Origin of the sequence: Helicobacter equorum (genome assembly GCF_900198655.1) — a bacterium.
In the GTDB taxonomy this organism is placed as follows: Bacteria; Campylobacterota; Campylobacteria; order Campylobacterales; family Helicobacteraceae; genus Helicobacter_F; species Helicobacter_F equorum.
Genome location: NZ_FZPO01000009.1, coordinates 33,509 through 53,863, shown reverse-complemented (window position 1 = coordinate 53,863; position 20,355 = coordinate 33,509). Strand labels below are relative to the sequence as shown.

The 20,355-nt window shown below is 35.4% G+C and carries 20 protein-coding genes; 12 read left to right on the top strand and 8 right to left on the bottom strand.

What is annotated here, in order from left to right:
* Window positions 1-32: 32 nt before the first annotated feature.
* From C6H22_RS02155 to hsdR, 8 genes are all read right to left on the bottom strand, one after another.
* Window positions 33-1,535, bottom strand: a complete 1,503-nt coding sequence (locus C6H22_RS02155; protein WP_104693693.1) for a type I restriction-modification system subunit M — start codon at window positions 1,533-1,535, stop codon at window positions 33-35.
* 85 nt (window positions 1,536-1,620) lie between these two features.
* Window positions 1,621-2,991: a restriction endonuclease subunit S gene (locus tag C6H22_RS02150; RefSeq protein ID WP_158654588.1), complete on the bottom strand. Its 1,371-nt coding sequence runs from the start codon at window positions 2,989-2,991 to the stop codon at window positions 1,621-1,623.
* A gap of 12 nt (window positions 2,992-3,003) precedes the next feature.
* Window positions 3,004-3,567 (bottom strand): DUF4411 family protein, encoded by a 564-nt coding sequence (locus C6H22_RS02145; protein WP_104693691.1) that lies wholly within the window; start codon window positions 3,565-3,567, stop codon window positions 3,004-3,006.
* Window positions 3,560-4,654, bottom strand: a complete 1,095-nt coding sequence (locus C6H22_RS02140) for an ImmA/IrrE family metallo-endopeptidase (RefSeq protein WP_104693690.1) — start codon at window positions 4,652-4,654, stop codon at window positions 3,560-3,562. Before C6H22_RS02140 ends, C6H22_RS02145 begins: the two co-directional genes overlap by 8 nt.
* A 71-nt stretch (window positions 4,655-4,725) precedes the next feature.
* Entirely contained in the window at window positions 4,726-4,908 is a 183-nt protein-coding gene (locus C6H22_RS02135) for a hypothetical protein (RefSeq protein WP_104693689.1), read from the bottom strand.
* On the bottom strand, window positions 4,898-5,533 hold the full coding sequence (locus C6H22_RS02130) for an RloB family protein (protein ID WP_104693688.1): 636 nt from the start codon (window positions 5,531-5,533) through the stop codon (window positions 4,898-4,900). Before C6H22_RS02130 ends, C6H22_RS02135 begins: the two co-directional genes overlap by 11 nt.
* Window positions 5,523-6,803: an AAA family ATPase gene (locus tag C6H22_RS02125; RefSeq protein WP_104693687.1), complete on the bottom strand. Its 1,281-nt coding sequence runs from the start codon at window positions 6,801-6,803 to the stop codon at window positions 5,523-5,525. Before C6H22_RS02125 ends, C6H22_RS02130 begins: the two co-directional genes overlap by 11 nt.
* 70 nt (window positions 6,804-6,873) lie before the next feature.
* Window positions 6,874-9,201, bottom strand: a complete 2,328-nt coding sequence (gene hsdR / locus C6H22_RS02120; RefSeq protein WP_104693686.1) for an EcoAI/FtnUII family type I restriction enzme subunit R — start codon at window positions 9,199-9,201, stop codon at window positions 6,874-6,876.
* Window positions 9,202-9,430: 229 nt separating this feature from the next.
* On the opposite strand from hsdR, the gene C6H22_RS02115 reads away from it, so the two are divergent.
* The 12 genes from C6H22_RS02115 (at window position 9,431) to prmA (ending at window position 20,345) form a co-directional block, all read left to right on the top strand.
* The gene (locus C6H22_RS02115) at window positions 9,431-9,967 is read left to right on the top strand and encodes a 50S ribosomal protein L25/general stress protein Ctc (protein ID WP_104693685.1); all 537 of its coding nucleotides are present in this window, start codon (window positions 9,431-9,433) and stop codon (window positions 9,965-9,967) included.
* Between the two features lie 14 nt (window positions 9,968-9,981).
* Complete coding sequence (gene pth, locus C6H22_RS02110) at window positions 9,982-10,593, top strand: aminoacyl-tRNA hydrolase (protein WP_104693740.1); 612 nt, start codon at window positions 9,982-9,984, stop codon at window positions 10,591-10,593.
* Between the two features lie 46 nt (window positions 10,594-10,639).
* Window positions 10,640-11,818, top strand: a complete 1,179-nt coding sequence (locus C6H22_RS02105) for a quinone-dependent dihydroorotate dehydrogenase (protein ID WP_104693684.1) — start codon at window positions 10,640-10,642, stop codon at window positions 11,816-11,818.
* Between the two features lie 35 nt (window positions 11,819-11,853).
* Entirely contained in the window at window positions 11,854-13,122 is a 1,269-nt protein-coding gene (locus tag C6H22_RS02100; RefSeq protein WP_104693683.1) for a M16 family metallopeptidase, read from the top strand.
* Window positions 13,123-13,164: 42 nt separating this feature from the next.
* Entirely contained in the window at window positions 13,165-14,031 is an 867-nt protein-coding gene (gene dapA, locus C6H22_RS02095; RefSeq protein WP_104693739.1) for a 4-hydroxy-tetrahydrodipicolinate synthase, read from the top strand.
* A 12-nt stretch (window positions 14,032-14,043) separates the two neighbouring features.
* Window positions 14,044-14,646: a methyltransferase family protein gene (locus C6H22_RS02090; protein WP_104693682.1), complete on the top strand. Its 603-nt coding sequence runs from the start codon at window positions 14,044-14,046 to the stop codon at window positions 14,644-14,646.
* A 58-nt stretch (window positions 14,647-14,704) separates the two neighbouring features.
* Complete coding sequence (locus C6H22_RS02085) at window positions 14,705-15,505, top strand: enoyl-ACP reductase (protein WP_104693681.1); 801 nt, start codon at window positions 14,705-14,707, stop codon at window positions 15,503-15,505.
* Between the two features lie 32 nt (window positions 15,506-15,537).
* Window positions 15,538-16,437: a cation diffusion facilitator family transporter gene (locus tag C6H22_RS02080; RefSeq protein ID WP_104693680.1), complete on the top strand. Its 900-nt coding sequence runs from the start codon at window positions 15,538-15,540 to the stop codon at window positions 16,435-16,437.
* A gap of 12 nt (window positions 16,438-16,449) precedes the next feature.
* Window positions 16,450-18,171 (top strand): ATP-binding protein, encoded by a 1,722-nt coding sequence (locus tag C6H22_RS02075; RefSeq protein WP_104693679.1) that lies wholly within the window; start codon window positions 16,450-16,452, stop codon window positions 18,169-18,171.
* Entirely contained in the window at window positions 18,171-18,881 is a 711-nt protein-coding gene (gene hisA, locus C6H22_RS02070; protein ID WP_199769793.1) for a 1-(5-phosphoribosyl)-5-[(5-phosphoribosylamino)methylideneamino]imidazole-4-carboxamide isomerase, read from the top strand. The genes C6H22_RS02075 and hisA overlap by 1 nt, the downstream gene beginning before the upstream one ends.
* An 88-nt stretch (window positions 18,882-18,969) precedes the next feature.
* Complete coding sequence (locus tag C6H22_RS02065) at window positions 18,970-19,347, top strand: chemotaxis response regulator CheY (protein WP_104693678.1); 378 nt, start codon at window positions 18,970-18,972, stop codon at window positions 19,345-19,347.
* A gap of 14 nt (window positions 19,348-19,361) precedes the next feature.
* Window positions 19,362-20,345: a 50S ribosomal protein L11 methyltransferase gene (gene prmA, locus C6H22_RS08750; RefSeq protein WP_199769792.1), complete on the top strand. Its 984-nt coding sequence runs from the start codon at window positions 19,362-19,364 to the stop codon at window positions 20,343-20,345.
* The last annotated feature ends 10 nt before the right edge of the window (window positions 20,346-20,355 follow it).

Here is a 20,355-nt window from a genome sequence, read left to right as displayed (position 1 = left end):
CTTTCTACGCATATGCCTTAGATTTGGTATTTTTAGTGAGATTTTGTGTGTATTTGTGTTTCTAACTCTTCCAAAAGTGTCACCATTTGATTTTGGGTGTTGTGCAAAGATTCTAAAATCTCGCCCACTTCACGCAAGGATTTTTCCTCTTTTGCATTGGGATTTTTGGCACTTAGATCATAATTCCTTGCTTGTAGCTCCTCCAAACTCACAAGATAAGAATGCGGTGTGATTTTTCGTTGTTTGTAGCACTCCAAAAATTCTGTAAAATGCACATACTCCAAAGGCTTATTTTTGGTGAGTTTATAAGGCGGGATAAGCTCATAATAATACACATTGCTATCTTGCTCCTCTACAATGCACCTTAACCCTTTGGAGAAAAATAACACATTGGTTTTGACTGCACTATATGGGAGAAACACTCCGCTAGGTAAGCTTAGCACACATTCTAAGTTATAGTTTTCTATCAAATCTTGCTTGACTTTCACAAAGGCATTTGAATTTTGAAACAATACTCCTTCAGGCACGATAATCGCGCATCTACCATTGGTTTTGAGTGATTTTAGGATATGTTGCAAAAATAAAAGTTCTGTAGCGTTGGAGCGCACGATAAAATTGCCTTGAATCTGTTCTTTTTCTTTGCCACCAAAAGGAGGATTTGCGAGTATGACCTCGTATCTTTCATTCTCCGTTATGTCTGTTATTCTCTTGCTTAGCGTGTTTGTTTTGATGATATTTGGGGATTTTATTCCGTGAAGTATCATATTCATAACACCCATAGCATAGCTAAGTGGCGTTTTTTCTTTGCCAAAGAGTGCATCTTTTTGCAAAAATTCTAGCTCCTCTACGCTTAGACTTGCTTTTTGTCCTTTTGCCCTATTTTTATACAAAATATGTAAGAAACTCTCCACCAAAAACCCGCAACTCCCACACGCTGGATCATAGATTCTCTCTTTTGGCTTAGGATTGATAACTTCTACCATCACTTTTACCAACGCCCTTGGTGTATAAAACTCCCCACTATTACCGCCATCGCTTCCCATATCTTTTAGTAGTTTCTCATACACATCACCTAGTGCAAATACATCACTTTCTTTGCTAAAGCTAAGCTCATCGATGAGGTTTATCACTTCTCTTAGCGTGTGTCCGTTGGCGATTCTATTGTCGATAAATTCAAAGATCCCACCGATTTTATACTCGATACTTTTAAAGCCCTCATTGTTTTTGAAACTTTTGAGATAAGGGAAAAGCTCATTATTGACAAACTCTAGCAAATCACTCCCACTTAGCGCATTTTTCACATCAAGTTTGCTATCTTTTTTGGGTGCTGCCCAACTCTGCCACGCATACTGAGAATCCAAAATACTTGTATAAGGCACACCATTCAAAAACGCTTCATTTTCTAATTCTTTTTCATAATCATCTAAAAACTTCAAAAACAATATCCAGCTAATCTGTTCACTATAGTGCATCGCACCACTTATGCCATCATCACGCCTTAGTATGTCTGTGATTCTATTAATTGTGTTTTGCATTGTTGTCCTTTGATAATATGTTAAAAAAATCCAAAATTTTTAACATATCTTGCTGTTGTGTTAAAGTTTGGCAAATTTTTAACATTTATAACTTTCCGCTAAAAGCTTGAGTAAGTAGGGATTGCTTAAGCTCCTCATAGTCTTGTAGCTGTGCGTTATAAAGCTCTTTTAGTTTTTGTATCTTATCAAAGACAGAATCTAAGTGCATAGCGATTTGCTCTTGCTCTTTTATGTCTTTTGGGAGGGCTACAGGACATTTTTCTAAAACATTTAAGTTTAGTTTGGCAGTATGTGTTCCTCCGCCTACCTTATTATCATTAATCCATTTTTCAATACAATAAGAATTTAAAAAATGAGCCAGATAATCACTTACTAACTTAATCTTTGGTTTCAAAAGCCCTAAGCTAACGAAAATACTAAATTCAAACCTTAAAGAAATTTTTATAGCTTTACCTAAAGTTCCAATACGACAAATCAAAATATCTCCAAATTCAGGCTTAGCCCTCTTAATAAGTTTATTGTGTTCTTCTTGTGATATGTATCTAACATCATTTAAATCAAAAAAGCCCTTAGAAATATTTTTGACAGACAAAAATGGAATCCCAGTTTCTACATAAGTTGGCGTTTTATGTGTTCCATCTGTAACAGAACAAATCTCCCCTAAGCTTTTCCATTCCCAATGTTGCGGGAGGGGATAGGGGGAGTTGTCATCTTGAGATAAAGGCGTAGAATCACAATTATCATTTTTAGATTCTATGTCTTTTGCGAGAGGGTGGAGGGGCTTGAATTGCGAAGTCGCTCCCTCTCCCCTCTCAACCTCTCCCCCCACCCCGACGACGCTTTTATCTGTCTGCACTTCGTGCGATTGATTGATTTTAGATTCTTCGGCTAATGCCTCAGAATGAAGAGTGGTGTATTTCAAAGGATTAAATGCCTTGTCTAATGCACTTTGGGCAAATTCATCGAGGTTGGCAAGATTTGCCTTGAGTAACTCCACGCTTTTATCAATCTTTTCAAACGCCAAATCCAAAATCCCCACTATCCTCCCTTGCTCCTTGAGTGGCGGAAGTGGAATCTGCTCTTTTTTATAATCTCTAAAATAAATATGTGGGATTGCCGAACCTAAAATATATTTTGAAAAATCTAGATTTTTAAGAAAGTAGAACAAATATTTGAGATTCGTAGTTTCATTGTTTTCTAAATAGCTTAAAGTGCCTATTACTGATGATTGTTTAGGTAAAACAAAGACTCTTCCAACCCCTGCACCATCTTTAATTATGCCTAAACACTCTTGAGCTTTATGAAAAAAATCCACATAACCAACTATGCCACTTGCACCAAAAACAGGATAATCTCCACTTTTATCTTTTATATCTTTTAAGGCTAAATTTGAATTTGAATTTTTACAAACATCTTCTATTGTTTTTACTTCCCACCCTTGCGGTATTTTTTTCAACCTATACTCCACCTAATTGCTTGCACAAAAAAGATTACCCAAGACTTGGTATTTAACGCTTATCTGTTTTTTAAGAAATTGGGGAAGACTAATACATTTTATCTTTTGCATTTCACATATTGCAGGAATTTTCTTAAAAATTTTATTATCATTACTATTTATTGTTTCTTCTGTTATTATTGTTGGATTTCCATTATTTTGATTATTAGAAGCATAAAAAATCAATGCAAAATCAGCACTTTTAATAAAATTTGATTTTTGCTGTTCGTATTCATTTTGATTTAATTTTGACTTCATTCCTTTTATACTAAAATTATTATCAATGAGATTATGCCATTTGTTATTAACAATATCTGCTTGTTTTAAGGGCTTTATTTTCTTTAATTCTGCAAGCTCATTAAAAATTAAGCCAGATGAAACTCTTTCACATTCTATTTTGACTTCACTTAACAATAAAAATCTATCCTCATTAAAGCCTTGCAATAAGAATTCTTTTAATTTTGAATTTTCATCAAATGGTAGGTAGTATTTTACAAAATTTAGCAAAGAGCTTGTGTCAAAAAGGAATTCATCCATAAATAAACTCCTCTAAATTATTATTATCTATATTTCTAGAAAATTCTGTGCGTATCGTATATTCATCAATAATATTATTTAAAAATGCATCTACAAAAATATCTTTTTTTAATGGAGATATAATTGGCTTAGATGGACGATATTTAACTCCTTTTAACTTATCAATCTTTCTTTTGTTGTCAAATTCTTCCTCTAACTCTTTACTTAGCCTATTGTATTCTTTCCAGCTAATTTTTTTATTGTCAGCATAATAGTAAAAAATTGCAAGCCTGCTTATATGTTTTTTAGATGAGAACCCCAATATTTTTTTATTAGTAATACTCATATCATCTTTTGCAATATCATCTAATTCATCTATCTCATTACTAGCCAAAAGATGAAAGGCAAATTTATTGCACCATTTTTCCTCTGAATTAACATCTGCGTTAAAAATATTTTTATCAATATGCTCTCTCTTTAATAGATAATGCCCAAGCTCGTGTGCTAAAGTAAAAATCTCTCTTTTTCTTGATTGTTGTTTTTTTAAAACTATAACATTTGGCTCTATAAAAAAACCACATAAATTGCTTTTATATTTTAACTTTGGAGATTGCACCTCTTCTATTACAAGAATATTGTATTCGGCAAGATTATCTATAAAAGATTGCAAAAATTTTTTATCATCTTTTATGTTATTTGCTAGCAAAAATTGCATTTGCTTGGCAACCTCTCTGGGATTATCATTGATATTAAATTGTCCAAACTTTCTTGTTGAAAAATTAAAATTAGTTATTTTTGCTAATCCCGAAATATAAGAAATTTCTTGTTCTATTTTACTAATTAATTGTTTATCACCCACATTTAATTTTTCTTGGATATTGTTCTTTCTAAATAAAATACTTGATTGTTTATTGTCAATAGAATTGGGGTTTGTATAAAAATCTAAACCCCTTTTAAAAATATTATCTATTTTATTTAAAATTGTTTTTGTTAATGGATTTTTAATTTGTTTAACTCCAATATACCCTGCAAGTTCATTAATAGAATTAAAATCAAATAATTCCAATAAATAATTTAATCTATCAAAATTGATATTTATATTAGCCATTATTATTCTGCTTTTTTCTTATTTTTTCTTTCTTCTTAAATTTTATCCAATTTATACCAAATAATTCAAGCTTACTTTAAATATATTTCCCTCTGTAAATCCTCTATGCTCTCTTTTAGTGCGGAGATTCCGCCAAAGTCATTAATGATTTCTTGCATAGAGCCAAGTGAGCTAAGCTCTAGCAAAGTGCTAATGTCATTGAAGTTTTTTATTTCCCACCCCTGTGGCAAATGTGTCATTGTGTTATTTGGCATTGTGTAACTCTTTGAATTTAGAGGCGAGTTTGTACATAAAGGTATATGGGCTTGTGTAATTATTATCTTCGGCTTCCTTGTTTGCCTTTATGGCATTTTCAATTGCTTGATTAAATTTATCTTCTATTAGTTGAGCAAAAGACTTATAGCTTTTTGAATAATCTTTGATATGGGTTTTTAAATAATTGCTGATTAATTTATCACAAGGGCTATTTTTGTTATCTGTATGAAAGTTTGCTGTAGTGTATGTAAAATGCAAAAGTATCCAAAACTCAAAGCAAGGGTTTGAAACAATCGCTTCAAAATTATATTTTTTGCATTTTTCCAATGCTTCATCAAAGGTTGAATGCGTATCTTTATCAAATACACAATAAACTTTACTATAAGAATGATCTTTATGTTTTCCTTTGGCAAATGTCACAATCTGCAAAGGATTCGATTTTTTGCTTGAGATGATATTTATCCTTACATTGCTTAATCTAAAAAAATCTTTTAGTTGTTTTAGATAATTGATTTCGGTTTTTTCACCCTCGCACACTATTAGTATGACTTCATTTGTTTCTCGTTCTGAGTGTCTTTTTCTTAGGTTTGTATTTCTTTTTTTATGCAAATCATCACTGCCCATTATCGCTCCAAGATGATAGTATCTCTTTGAAATAAGGCAAAGCCCCAAAACGCCCCAAAAGATAATCGCTTTCTAAATTTGTTTTATCCTTTCTGACTTTAAAATCACTTAGTGGATAAAGCTTGGTGGCTTTGTTTTGTTTCTCGCAAAACCAAATTTGATCTCTTCTAAATATATCTTGATTTAGAATAGAAGTATCGTGAGTAGTGAATATCAATTGTGCATTATGCTGGTTTAATTCTTTGTTATGAAAGAGTTCTACCAAAAATTTTGTCATTAATGGATGAAAATGTGTGTTTAGCTCATCAATTACAATTAGATATCCTTTTTCTAGGGTGTCTATCCAGGGCCCAATTAATTTAAAAAATTTTTGCGTCCCTTTTGATTCTAAGGCTATGTTAAAACCGACCCTGCTACCCTTTTGGTCTGTATGTATAATTTGTATATTCTGTTTTATTAATCTTCCGGTATTGTCCAATTTTTCTTGTTTGAGATTCTGTGAAATAGATTTCTCTTGGATTAATTCAGTTATATTTAATTCTTCGTGCTTAATCCAAATATCCTCGATATCTAAATCAACTTTTTTTAAGCAATTAATAATTTTTGTATTACCCTTTTCTATTAGCTTAATCGTGACCTCTTGTGCATCACTCCAGTGATCTTCAGCAGCTATTTTCAGGTTGTCTAAAAAAAAATCAAATACAGGTTTTAATTGTTTGCTGTTAAATTGAGTGGCTATAGATAAATATAAAGCATTCTCCCTTGTATTATTGGCCCATAGCTGTTTGGAGCCTAGAAATTTTGCCCCAAATGTGTAATGATATTTTTTTTCTTTTTCACTATAGATTCTTTCAAACCATTTTTGTGCTCGATTGCTTTCACTAAAGACTAGAAGCCATTCTTCTAAAATCTTTTCCGTATTTAAAATAAAACCATATTGATACCTTATGTCATCTTGTATAAAAATGATTTCAAATTTTGTGGGTTTATCCTCATCACTTCCTAAAACAAAAGGCATTATAGGTAGTTCATCTCCTCTCTGACTTTTTGCACTTGATGTAATAATTTGTCTCATGGCTATCAAAGCTTTTATTATATTTGATTTTCCAGCGGCATTTGCTCCATAAATCACACTGCTTTTTAGTAGCGTTAGTTTTTTGTCGTTATTTGTGTGAGAATCTAAAAAGGTTTTATCGCTACTTGCCACCATACTAAAAACTTGCTCACCTTGAATGGAAAAAAAATTTCTCACCCTAAATTCTACTAACATACCTTGCTCCAAAATAATTTTAGAGCATAATTTTAACAAAAAATCTCAAATTTATTCTTAAAAATATATTTTATACCCCATATATTTCCCTTTGCAAATCCTCTATGCTCTCTTTTAGTGCGGAGATTCCGCCAAAGTCATTAATGATTTCTTGCATAGAGCCAAGTGAGCTAAGCTCTAGCAAAGTGCTAATGTTGTCAAAGGCGTTGATTCCGTGTTTTTCATAATATCCGAGCAAAAACTCTATAAGCCTTATAGCTCTTTCTTTATGGAATCTTTGCAAAAAGCCACTTTTTCTCACGCTTATCACTCGCTCACTGCGTGATACTATCTCGCTGCTAAAGCTAATGTGCGCCAAAATATCATAAATATCGCAATCTTTTCGCTCAAAAATCTCTTGTAGATTCTCTAGCACTTCATCATCAATCCCCTCATTTTGGAGACTTTTTAAGAATGCTTGTCTATTTTTTGGCTCACTCCACATCGCCTTTAGTTTCTTTTCGTCATCATAATATGCACCAAGCTTGCCGATGAGAAATTCCAAAAACTCCTTTGTGCCTAGCGGTTTGCCATCTCCTCCTACATAACGCGTTTGTATATCTAGCACTTGTAGCTTGGTGCTTTTTAGGTGAATCACTACCTTTTGGCTTGGCGTTTCATCTGTTTTGTTTGATTGTTTGTTGCTTTTGGTGCTTACAGGGAAACTAGTATCAGAATCTGTGTTACTCTCTTCATCTATAGCATTGCTTTCTCCATCCCATTTTGGATCATAAAAAAGCTTGGTCGCACCAAAAAAATCAAGTATTGTAAAAAAGTCTTTGCCCTCATACACTCTTGTGCCTCGCCCTATGATTTGCTTAAACTCAATCATTGATCCAATATTTGCTAAAAGCACGATATTTCGGACATTTTTCGCATCGACACCTGTTGTTAGCATTTTGGAGCTTGTGAGAATCACAGGATAGCTTTTATCATTGTCTTGAAATTCTTTAAGATAGTTTAGTCCTATAGTCCCCTCATCGCTTGTAACTCTCACACAATAATCATCTCTTTTAACCTTTTTGTGTGCATCAATAGCGATTTTTATAGCACTTGCGTGGGCTTGATTGACACAAAAGATAATCGTTTTATCCATAGGATTGATAAGCTCTAGAATCTTTTTGGCGATAAATTCGTTGTATTTGGGTAGTGTGATCTCACGCTCAAATTTGATTGGTGCATAATGTCCGCTTTGTAGTTCGCCTTGCACGATGTCATCGGGGTTGTATGTATAGCCATCGCTTAGAGTGGTGATGATACGCTTGACTTTATAAGGCGTGAGAAAGCCATCTTCTATCCCAGTTTTTAGGCTGTATTCATACACAGCGTTGCCAAAATATTTGTAAGTATCTACATTATCGCTTCGCTTTGGCGTGGCAGTAAGCCCCAAATGCACTGCACTTTCAAAATAATCTAGCACAGCCCTCCAGCTCCCCTCTTGATTGGCTCCGCCTCTATGGCATTCATCTATGATAATAAGATCAAAGAAATCTTTTGGGTATTGCAAATACAACTTGCTTTCTTCTTTGTGCCTGTCTTGTTGAGCATCTTCTTGAATATTCTCCTCGCTACTTAGGCTTTGATAGATACCAAAAAACACATCAGCACTTGTAGGCACTTTGTCTTGATTTTTGTGTATCTCTCCTGCACTAATCTCTTTGCAATCTCCCTCTATAGGATTAAACTCGTTTAAAGCTTGATTTCGCAAGGTAATGCGATCACAAAGAAAGAGAATCTTTGGCTTTCTATTAGTGTTATCAAGATTCCATTTTGCTTGCAGGAGGCGGTAGCAAAGCGCAAAGGCGATAGTTGTCTTGCCTGTGCCAGTAGCGAGGGTGAGTAAGATTCGCTTTTTGTCATTGATAAGGGCTTGTATCACTCTATCTACGGCTATTTTTTGATAATAACGCAATGGCTTTTGTGGGATATAGAGTTCTTTTTGGGTTAGGAGTTTGTGGTGCCATTCCAAAAGGTTACCAAAAGTCCTATCAAAGAGAATCTGTGGGCTTGGAAACTCATCTATATAGCGACCTTGTGAATCTAGTCTATCGTATTCATAAATTTCTGTGCCATTTGTAGCATACACAAAACGCACACCAAGAATCTCGCCATATTCTATGGCTTGAGATAATCCATCTAGTGAATCTTTGCTAAGCCTTTTTGCTTCGATAACGGCTAGATTGTTGTTTTGAAAGCAAAGCAAGTAATCGGCAAATTTTCTAACACCCCTTTTGCCTCCAAGCAGTTTTCTACCATCGGTAAAATAATATTCACGCTTGATAAAATCCTCGCTCCAGCCAGAATCTTTAAGTTTGGTATCGATAAATTTGATTCTTGTATCCGTTTCTCCTAATGGCATCCATACTCTCCATAAAAATATACATTATAATCGGTTTCTTGGCATTTGTCTATATGAATCTTATGTAGATTGGTTTATATCTAAGCAAGATACGTATGACAGAGGGGGTATGCAGATCTTTAGACTTGCACATCGGTCCCACTCATCAAACATAATCCCATTTATTTCTCTTTTTGTAGATTTTTTGCTATAATCTCGCCTTTTTAAGTTTTTACAAAAAGGATTACAAATGTTAGAAGGTATTATTAGAGAGAGTATTTCTAAAGCAGCGGCAAAGGCTTTGCGAAACAATGGTTATCTAATTGCCAATATCTATGGAAAAGGACAAGAAAATATCCATTGCGCATTTAAACTCAATGATTTCATAAAAGAAATCAAGAGTAAGGCAAACTTGATTTTTGAAGTGAAAATCGGTGGAAAAAGTTATGATGTCGTTGTCCAAGAATATCAAAAAGATCCTGTTACAGATATTCTTAAACACGTGGATTTATTGTTAGCTCAAAAAGGTGTGGTGAGCAAATTTAAAGTTCCAGTAAAAACAAAAGGTAACGCAAAAGGGCTAAAAAACAAAGGTGTGCTTTTTATCTCTACAAAGCGTATCAGTGTGCAATGCACTCCAGAGAGTTTGCCAAATGCTTATGAGCTTGACGTAACTGATTTGGATGTAGGAGATTCTATCCTCGTGCGGGATTTACCAGAAATTAGTGGTGTTAGAGTTCTCAATAATCAAGATGTTGCTGTAGTTGGTGTCATCAAAGCAAAATAGTTTTGTATGCAGCAATGCAGTCTAAAGAGTGCTTACTGATCGTTGGTCTTGGAAATCCCGGCGAAAAATATGCACGCACACGACATAACATCGGTTTTATTATTCTTGATGTGTTTGCAAAACACCATCATCTCACTTGGGATTGTGATAAAAAATCCCAAGCTTTTTGTGCGTGTCTTAGCACCCCACACGCTTCTATCTTTTGTCTCAAGCCGCAAACATTTATGAATCTCTCCGGCGAGAGTATCGCTTCGTTTTACAAATATCATACGATCACACAAATGCTTGTCATACACGATGATATGGATCTTTGCCTTGGGGCTGTGCGATTTAAGCAAGGTGGATCAAGTGGCGGACATAATGGACTAAAATCTCTAGATTCTCTTTGTGGGAATGTGTATATGCGTATGCGTTGTGGGATTGGTAAGCCAACACTTAGCCAATCCAAACCAAAAGAACAATGCGTTATTGATTACGTGCTTGGTGATTTCACGCATACAGAACAAGAAACTCTAGATTCTCTATGTGTTTATGGTATAAAAGCACTAGATTTTTTTATTACCAACCCAACACTACAAGCCATACAAAACGCATATAATACCAAGAATGTTAAAGATATTATTTAGGGAATTTTTATAAAATGCAAGTTTGTATCATCACAAAGGGGTAAAAATGTATCAAAACTTTAAGCGACTACTCTTTAAACTAGACGCAGAGAAAGCTCATAATCTTACTGAATTATTTTTGCGCAAAATTGCACCACTGCCTTTGGTGCAAGACTTGTTGGCATGGCAATTTGTGCGATATGACAAAAGACTTACAAACACTCTAGATTCTTTATGTTTTCCAAACCCTGTGGGTATTAGTGCTGGATTTGACAAAAATGCGACGATGATAAAAGGACTTAGTGCGTTGGGGTTTGGGTTTGTTGAAGTTGGCACAATCACGCAAGCTCCACAAAGTGGCAACCCAAAACCAAGGTTATTCCGATTTCCGCAAGCACATAGCCTGCAAAATATGATGGGTTTTAATAATGCTGGTGTTAGCAAGATTGCCAAACACCTCCAACAATGCTATCCTTTTTCTATCCCTATTGGTGCAAATATTGGAAAAAATAAAATTATTGCGCAAAGCGATTCTTTGCAAAATTATGAAAATACGCTCAAAGAGTTATTGAATCTAGCGGATTATTTTGTGTTTAATATTTCTAGCCCAAATACCCCAAAACTTCGCGATTTGCAAAACAAAAGTTTTGTTGCCTCGTTGTTTAAAATGGCATGCCAACACACGCAAAAACCTGTATTCTTAAAGATTTCACCCGATATGCATACCGATGATATGCTAGAAGTTATAGAATCTGCCATAAAGCATGGATGTAGAGGTATCATTGCCACAAATACGAGTATTGACTATAGTTTGTTGCAAGGTGCAAAGGATCAAGGAGGGATTAGTGGCGAGGCTCTCAAAGAGCGTTCAAGAGAAGTCTTTGCAAGTATTGCAAAAGAATTTTTTAGCAAAACACTTCTTATCTCTTCTGGTGGTATTGACAACGCCAATGAAGCATATGAGCGGATCAAAATGGGGGCTTCACTTGTGCAAATTTATACGGGACTTATTTATCAAGGTCCTTCACTTCTTAAACGCATCAACGAAGGAATTATAGAAAATCTTGAGGCTGATGGATTCCATCATATTTCTGAAGCCATAGGTGTTAACCACACCAAAAAATCAAAAAATGATGGTGAAATACAAGTAGCCCAATCTAGTGAATCTCAAACAACCCAATCCCCAAAAAGCAAAAGACCAAAAACTCCAACAAAACGTATCAAAGCTGATGAGGCAGATATATAATGAAAAGTCTAAAAATTTTGCTATTAGGAGGTTTAATGAGTGCGATAAGCTATGCTGGAGCTATACCAAAGCATTATGAACAAACACTAGACAATGGATTGCAAGTTGTAGTCGTGCCATTGGCAAATCAAAGTAGCGTGGTAGAGATTGATGTGATTTATAAAGTTGGTAGTCGCAATGAGGTTATAGGTAAAAGTGGCATAGCCCATATGCTTGAGCATTTAAACTTCAAATCAACAAAAAACCTTAAAGCTGGTGAGTTCGATGAAATTGTAAAAAAGTTTGGTGGCGTGGATAATGCTTTTACAAGCTTTGATTACACCAAATACTATATCAAAACCACAAACATAAATCTTGATAAGAGTTTAGGGCTTTTTGCCGAAGTCATGGAGAATCTAAGCCTTACAGATTCAGAGTTTCAGCCTGAACGTGATGTGGTAATGCAAGAGCGTTTATGGCGCACGGATAATAATCCTATGGGGCTTTTGTATTTCACATTTTTTAATACCGCATTCACAAAGCACTCTTATCATTGGACACCTATTGGTTTTAGTGATGACATAAAGAGCTGGAAATTAGAGGATATTAAAGCGTTTCATTCTTTGTATTACCAACCACAAAATGCAATCGTGCTTGTAGCAGGGGATATAGATCCACAAGTAGTTTTTGACTCGGCACAAAAGTATTTTGGCAAGATTGCTAATAAGACAGATTCTATCCCACAGGTGCAAGCAAAAGAACCAACACAAACAGAGCAAAAACGCGTAGCAATCACAAAAGATACCGAAATAGAATATTTAGCTATGGGCTATAAAATACCAAATTTTGCACACAAAGATCAAGTTGCACTAAGTGCCATTAGCAAGATTCTTAGTGGCGGTAAATCTAGCTTATTTGAGAGTGAGATTATTGATAAAAAACATCTTGCTTCTAGTATTTCAGCCTATAATATGGAACTCAAAGATGATGGAATCTTTTTCATTATGGCACAAGCCCTCCCAAATGTCAAAGCACAGGCGATTGAAAAAGAAATTTATGCGATTTTAGATCGTATCAAAAAGGGAAAAATAAGCCATCAAGAACTTGAAAAGCTAAAAATTAACACTAAAGCAAGTTTTATTTATGGGTTTGAAGACGCTTCTTCGAGTGCATATGTGTTCGGGGATTATCTAGCTAGAGGGGATTTAAGTCCATTATTTGCGTATGAAGAGGCTATTGAGAATCTAAGCATAGAACAACTTGCTAGTGTGGCAAGAAAGTATTTTGACAATAAACAATTAAGTGTTGTTATCTTGCACAAATAGAGGGGGGGTATCGTGGAAAGTAAGATAACACTTAGTGGGGCTATGAGTGCGCTTATTACACCTTTTTACCAAGGTAAAATTGATTTTGGGACATATGAAAAACTTTTATTGCGGCAAATACATTATGGTATGGATGCTTGTGTGCCAGTGGGGACAACGGGTGAATCTGCTACATTAAATCACAAAGAACATATGGAATGTATCGAAGTGGCGGTAAATGTATGCAAAGGAAGCAATACTAAGGTACTTGCTGGCGCTGGTAGTAACTCGACACAAGAAGCTATAGAGCTTGCACAATTTGCGCAAAAATGCGGTGCAGATGCGATATTGTGTGTGAGTCCATATTATAATAAACCAAGTCAAGAAGGGTTGTATCAGCATTATAAAGCAGTGGCAGATTCTGTGCAAATCCCCCTTATGCTTTATAATGTCCCAGGACGCACAGGCGTAAGTATCCAAACAGATACAGCTATAAGGCTTTTTGAAAATGTGCCAAATATTTTTGCGATTAAAGAAGCGGCAGGGTCAATGGAGCGTGTCATTGAGCTTGTGACAAATGCACCAAAAATGGAGGTTTTTAGCGGTGATGATGCGATTAATTATCCCATCTTAGCTAATGGTGGAAAAGGTGTGATTTCTGTGGCGGGTAATCTTTTGCCAAAAGAAATTGCCAAACTCACACATCTAGCCCTCAATGGTGATATGAAACAAAGTCAAGAGATAAATAACAAACTCTATGCTATAAACAAAGTCCTTTTTTGTGAGAGTAATCCTATTCCAATTAAAGCAGCAATGTATATTAGTGGGCTTATACCAAGTTTGGAATACAGATTGCCATTACTTGCACCAAGTAAGGAAAATATGATCAAAATAGAACAAGTCCTTCAAGACTATAAAGTCCTACCATAAAAAGGAGTATGCATGAAATGGAATCGTTTTATTTGGCAATATCTTTTAGGAACATTTGGTGCTGTGTGGCTTCTTGTCTCTTACACACCATATAATGATTTTGTGGCAAACTGCATACGCGGTGTGGGCATAGCACTTGTTATTGCGGGTGTTATCGGACGACTTTATGCCACAATATTTATTGGCGGTATGAAAAATGAGGGAGCCGATGGCAATAGCTTTATTGATTATGGTGCATATAGCCTTTGTCGCAATCCTTTGTATCTATTTTCTTTTATAGGGTTTCTTGGGATTTTGGCGCTTAAAGCACAGCTAATATTTATCATTCTTGGCGGAATCTTGTTTTTGTGGATTTATCGTATGACTATTTTGGGTGAAGAAAACTTCCTATCTCAAAGATTCGGTGAAAAATATCAGCAATTTTTGCAAAATACTTCAAGATTTTTTCCTTCATTTGCACATTTCTCTTGTCCAGAAAAAATCGAAGTGCGCCCTAAGTTTTTTCACAAAGAATTGCGACGCACATTTAATTGGTTTATCGGTGTAGTGGCTATTTTAGTCATTGAAGTTTTACACAACTATGAGATATTACCAAATTTCTACATGATGTATTAGTTTAAAGAAAAGTTTGCTAGAATTTAGGGTTTTATAACTTCAATAAACGAGGTATATGATGACAAATGAGCAAAATACTACAGAATTTATGAAAGGTAAAACGTTAGTTATCAGTGGTGCTACACGCGGTATAGGCAAGGCAATTTTGTATCGTTTTGCACAAAATGGCGTGAATGTGGCTTTTACCTACAACAAAAATGAAGAAGAGGCACAAAAAATCGCTCAAGATATAGAATCTACCTACAAAGTGAAGGCGAGATTCTATCCTCTTAATGTTTTGGAGCCTGAGCAATATATAGAACTTTTTAGCAAAATCGATAACGATTTTGATCGCATTGACTTTTTTATCTCAAATGCTATTATCTATGGAAAAAGCGTAGCAGGTGGTTTTGCACCATTTATGCGACTACGCCCAAAAGGTCTCAATAATATTTATACTGCTACCGTGCTTGCTTTTGTTGTGGGAGCGCAAGAGGCAGCAAAACGCATGAAAGAAGTTGGTGGTGGTGCGATCGTTTCTCTTAGCTCTACAGGGAATCTTGTATATATGCCAAACTATGCAGGACATGGAAATTCTAAAAATGCAGTAGAGACAATGGTCAAATATGCTGCCACAGAATTAGGAGAATGGGGCATACGCGTTAATGCTGTAAGTGGAGGACCTATCGATACTGACGCATTAAGAGCATTTCCAGATTATGCAGAAGTGAAGGCAAAAGTTGAGGAACAATCCCCTCTTAATCGTATGGGAACGCCACAAGATTTGGCAGGAGCAACATTTTTCTTGTGTGATAACACACAAAGTGCGTGGCTTACAGGACAAACTATCATTATCGATGGTGGCACAACCTTTAAGTAAATAACATAACAAACCCAAAGACAAGCAACAAAGTGTTCTTACAAAATCTACTTTACACTCCAAAATACGCGACGCTCATCGCGACGCTTACTGCACTTTGTCTTGCCATAGGAAAACTCATAGTAGGGATCGTAAGTGGATCCATCGCGGTTTTAGCTAGTGCGATAGATTCACTGCTTGATGTGGGAATCTCTATTTTTAATTTTTTTGCTATCAAAAAATCCGAGCAACCTGCAGATGGTAAATTTAACTATGGGTTAGGAAAGCTAGAATTCCTAGCAGCCACATTTGAAGGCTTGATTATCGCATGTTCAGGAATGTATATTTTTTATACTTCTGTGCAAAAACTTATTTCCTCTCACGCGCTTGAGAGTTTGTATTCTTCTATAGGTATGATGATTGTCTCTTTTTGTGTAACATTCGCACTTGTATGGTTTCTCCAAAAAGTAGCCAAAAAAACAAATTCACAAGTTATCAAAGCCGATGTGATTCACTACAAAGTGGATTTGCTTAGCAATGGTGCGATTTTATGTTCTCTTGCAGTCATTGGTTTTAGCGGTTTTGAAAAACTTGATGCGATTTTGGGGATTATTATTGCGTTATATATTATGGTTTCTGCTTTTAAACTTATCAAGGAAAATGTTTTGTTATTGCTTGATAGGGCGATTGAACCACATATTTTTGCGCGTGTGCAAGAGATTTTAGGAGATTGCCCTATCACAAGCTATCACGCATTGCGTAGTCGTATCGTGGGAAATATTATTTTTATTAATGTGCATTTAGTGTTTCACCCAGACATTACACTTATAGAGGCACATAAAATTTGTAATGATATAGAAAATCGCATTCGCGCAATTGACAAAAACTTGGTATGGGAAATTAATGCCCACCTTGACCCTTATGATGATTCAGAATTTGATGTGATTTTGTAGTAAGGATAATATATGGAATTTCTTGTTGATTTTTTAGAATCTAACACATTACAAAATTCAAAAATCTTCCCTCATCTTAAATGCGATGAGCAAGAAGCACAGATTCTCCAAAACCTTCTAAAAAATTATCTGTATGGTGATAATATTTGCTCTGTGTCGCTATTTTTGAGTAAGTATTATGGCGAACAAGAATACAAAACACACTTTGAGCTTTTGCCAAAAATATATGATCTCATCGAAATGGGATGGGTTACACAACTTAATTCAGATGATCCCAATAGTATGCCTATGCTTATGCTCGAACTATATAATGACCGCATTAGTCTTTCGTATAATTTTTTGCGACTTTTAGAGGGATATTTTGATGACACTTTACCAGAAATTAGCGCATATACCAACGATTTGGAATATCTAAAAGATCAATTTAAACGTATAGATTTATTACACAAAACAAGTCGTATGCGTCAAGATTCTCTATCTTTATCCAAAAATTCCCTCAAGCTCCTTGAAGATAGAATCTCTGCAAGATTAAAACTTACCAAAAAACAACTCTCTCTTATAAAATTTTTCAAAGCCCATAAATTAAACCAAAAAGAACAAATTATCTTTTTAGCTTTACTCAAAGAAGAGTATTCCCCAAGAAGTATGCAAAATACGCGAGATGTAAATGCGCTTATGCACCTTATAAGTGATGATGAATATGAAAAAATGGCAAACCTTGAACTTCTTAGCGAAGATTCTAAATTACTTTCAAAAGGCTTGGTGGATTATGATGAGTATCTTTCAGGATTTGGGAATATTGATAAATCTTTTTTTATCCCTAATGAAATTTTGCACACAATCAATAACCCCACCAAAAAACCAAAACATACAAAAATCACTCTAGAATCTCTCATCAAGAATCAAGAAATTTTTGAACTCCTTGATCCAAAATCCACACTTGATGAGGTAATCTTATCCCCGAACACAAAAGAAACCCTAAGGCATATCCTTGCACAAGTAGATTCTGTAGTTATTAATCGCTTAAAGCTGTGGGGTATCAAAGAAAGCAAAAATATTGAGGCTAAAATTTTATTTTTTGGACCTCCAGGCACTGGCAAAACGCTTAGTGCAATGGCATTGGCTAAAAGCCTAAAAAAAGAGGTACTAAGTTTTGATTGCTCCAAGATTTTATCCGCATATGTTGGCGAGAGTGAAAAAAATGTACGCCTTATTTTTGATACTTACAAAGAGATGTGCAAAAAAGTCAAAAGTGAGCCTATTTTGTTTTTAGATGAAGCAGATCAATTTCTCTCATCAAGAGGTGGAGCACACACAAGCACGGATAAAATGCATAACCAAATGCAAAATATTTTTTTAGAACAAATTGAGCATTTTGAAGGAATCTTGATCGCAACAACTAATCTTTTAGAAAATTTTGATAGGGCATTTTCGCGGCGATTTAACTACAAAATCGAATTTAAAAGACCAAACAAAGAGCAAAGGCGACAACTCTGGGATCATCTTTTGCCAACAAATATTACCTTAGATGGCACACGGGAGGCATTTATTGCGAAACTTTGTGAATCTGATCTTAGTGGAGGGCAGATAAAGCTTGTCGTGCGAAATACTGCTTACAAAGTCGCTACAAGAGAAGATCCTATCTTTTGTATACAAGATTTTGAGGAAGAAATCAAAAAAGAGCTAAACGCAAATTTTGATAACCAAAAAAGTGTAGGTTTTAGAAGGGAGTAATGATGATAGATATTTATCCGGCTATTGATCTTAAAGATGGTAAGGCTGTGCGTCTATACAAAGGAGATATGCAAAGCGCAAAAGTCTATGGTGAAGCGCTAGAATTTGCTAAAGAAATCGAGGCAATGGGTGCAAAGTGGCTGCACATCGTAGATTTAAATGGCGCATTTGCTGGAGAGCCACGCAACAAAGAAGTTATTAAACAAATTCTCTCACACACATCACTAAAAATCGAGCTAGGTGGAGGGATTAGGACACAAGAAAATATCGCATACTATCAAGATTTAGGTGTAGAGAGGATTATTCTAGGATCTATTGCACTACAAGATCCAGAGTTTGCACTCAAAATGGCACAACACTACAAAATTGCCATAGGAATTGATGCACGTAATGGCAAGGTAGCGACACAAGGTTGGGAAAAAGAGGAAAATATGGAAGCAAGTGTCTTTGCTTCATATTTCAAGGGAAGTAAAGTAGATGCTATCATTTGCACAGATATTAACCGCGATGGCGCTCTAAGTGGTGTAAATATAGAATTCACACAAAGTATCGCACAAGTTAGTGGCATTTATACAATTGCAAGTGGAGGATTCTCTGATGCCACAGAATTAGAGATTCTTAGTGCCAACCCTCATATAAATGGAGTTATCATAGGTAAAGCTTTTTATGAGCACAAAATAGATTTACAAAAGTATATGAAAAATACTTAGATTAAAGCAAATCTCAAACTTTGTGTGCTAAGATTTGCGCAATTTTTCCGATATAACCCAAAATAAATCAATATTAAGGAGAGTAGCAGTGAAGTTACTTGTAGTCGATGATAGCTCAACAATGCGAAGAATCATAAAAAATACACTCCAGAGATTAGGCTATGAGGATATTTTGGAAGCTGAACACGGCGTGGAAGCGTGGAGTTTGCTTGATAGTGTAGAGGGTATCAATGTGCTTATTACGGACTGGAATATGCCCGAAATGAATGGACTTGATCTAGTCAAAAAAGTAAGAAGTGATGATCGCTACAAAGATATTCCTATTATTATGGTTACCACAGAAGGTGGTAAAGCTGAAGTTATTACCGCACTCAAGGCTGGTGTGAATAATTATATCGTTAAGCCTTTTACTCCGCAAGTGCTTAAAGAAAAGCTTGAGGTAGTTTTGGGTGTGAATGAGGGCTAAACTCCCATCTCCTAATGCACGAAAAATACTTTCAATATACTATTTATCCAAGTCAAGATGTAGAGATTTTTGCAGATTTCCTCTCTTGCTTTATTGCGACATACCTTCAAGATTCTGGTTTGTGTAGTATCGAATATATCCAAAACGATAGCATTTTTGATGAAAAGTTAGATTCTATGCAATGGCACACACTGCACACTACATATAGCACGCTTTTGCACTCCCCACAACAAACAAAACTTATAGCACGTTTTCCGTTTGATGTGCGTGAAGAATTTGTAAAAAATTTGGCAGAGTTTTGCGAGATTCTTAGTCATAGGGTAGAATCTAGCATAGGCTGTGCTTACGCAATTACCCAAAAAGACAATCAAGATTGGATACAAGCCTATAAAGATTCTATTAAACCCATTGCATGTGGCAAGTTTTTTATCACACCTTCTTGGGATCTTTCACACACTAGTTCACAGGATTCACAACAAGTACCTATCATTATAGATCCTGCTCTTGCCTTTGGATCAGGCCATCACGCAAGCACGGCAATGTGTATTGAAATGCTAAGCACCCTTAACTTGCAGGGTAAAAAACTCCTTGATGTGGGTTGTGGAAGTGGTATATTATCTATAGTAGCCGCCAAACTTGGTGCGGAAGTGTATGCGTGTGATACCGATCCCCTTAGCATTGTAGAAAGTCAAAAGAATTTTGCCAATAACGATGTATCTGTATGCAAAATTTGGGAAGGGAGTATAGGAAGCCTCAAAACAGATTTAACTTTTAATGTTATAGTGGCAAACATTTTAGCCTTTACCTTAAAGGTTCTTTACAAAGATTTTATGCACAACCTCCATGATGGTGGGATTTTAATCCTTTCTGGGATTTTAGAAACCCACAAAGATGATGTGTTAGAAAGTTTTTTACAGGGTTTTAGGCTTATAGAATCTTGTGTGCGTGATGAGTGGGTAGCCCTAAAACTCCAAAAATGCATACATGATAAATCTTAAGGAGTATAAA

What these genes read in the sequence shown, in the direction of transcription:
- C6H22_RS02155 (WP_104693693.1), bottom strand. Translation starts at nt 1,535, where the DNA reads ATGCAAAACACAATTAATAGAATCACAGACATACTAAGGCGTGATGAT.
- C6H22_RS02145 (WP_104693691.1), bottom strand. Translation starts at nt 3,567, where the DNA reads ATGGATGAATTCCTTTTTGACACAAGCTCTTTGCTAAATTTTGTAAAA.
- C6H22_RS02140 (WP_104693690.1), bottom strand. Translation starts at nt 4,654, where the DNA reads ATGGCTAATATAAATATCAATTTTGATAGATTAAATTATTTATTGGAA.
- C6H22_RS02135 (WP_104693689.1), bottom strand. Translation starts at nt 4,908, where the DNA reads ATGCCAAATAACACAATGACACATTTGCCACAGGGGTGGGAAATAAAA.
- C6H22_RS02130 (WP_104693688.1), bottom strand. Translation starts at nt 5,533, where the DNA reads ATGGGCAGTGATGATTTGCATAAAAAAAGAAATACAAACCTAAGAAAA.
- C6H22_RS02125 (WP_104693687.1), bottom strand. Translation starts at nt 6,803, where the DNA reads ATGTTAGTAGAATTTAGGGTGAGAAATTTTTTTTCCATTCAAGGTGAG.
- hsdR (WP_104693686.1), bottom strand. Translation starts at nt 9,201, where the DNA reads ATGCCATTAGGAGAAACGGATACAAGAATCAAATTTATCGATACCAAA.
- C6H22_RS02115 (WP_104693685.1), top strand. Translation starts at nt 9,431, where the DNA reads ATGTTAGAAGGTATTATTAGAGAGAGTATTTCTAAAGCAGCGGCAAAG.
- pth (WP_104693740.1), top strand. Translation starts at nt 9,982, where the DNA reads ATGCAGTCTAAAGAGTGCTTACTGATCGTTGGTCTTGGAAATCCCGGC.
- C6H22_RS02105 (WP_104693684.1), top strand. Translation starts at nt 10,640, where the DNA reads ATGTATCAAAACTTTAAGCGACTACTCTTTAAACTAGACGCAGAGAAA.
- C6H22_RS02100 (WP_104693683.1), top strand. Translation starts at nt 11,854, where the DNA reads ATGAGTGCGATAAGCTATGCTGGAGCTATACCAAAGCATTATGAACAA.
- dapA (WP_104693739.1), top strand. Translation starts at nt 13,165, where the DNA reads ATGAGTGCGCTTATTACACCTTTTTACCAAGGTAAAATTGATTTTGGG.
- C6H22_RS02090 (WP_104693682.1), top strand. Translation starts at nt 14,044, where the DNA reads ATGAAATGGAATCGTTTTATTTGGCAATATCTTTTAGGAACATTTGGT.
- C6H22_RS02085 (WP_104693681.1), top strand. Translation starts at nt 14,705, where the DNA reads ATGACAAATGAGCAAAATACTACAGAATTTATGAAAGGTAAAACGTTA.
- C6H22_RS02075 (WP_104693679.1), top strand. Translation starts at nt 16,450, where the DNA reads ATGGAATTTCTTGTTGATTTTTTAGAATCTAACACATTACAAAATTCA.
- hisA (WP_199769793.1), top strand. Translation starts at nt 18,171, where the DNA reads ATGATGATAGATATTTATCCGGCTATTGATCTTAAAGATGGTAAGGCT.
- prmA (WP_199769792.1), top strand. Translation starts at nt 19,362, where the DNA reads ATGCACGAAAAATACTTTCAATATACTATTTATCCAAGTCAAGATGTA.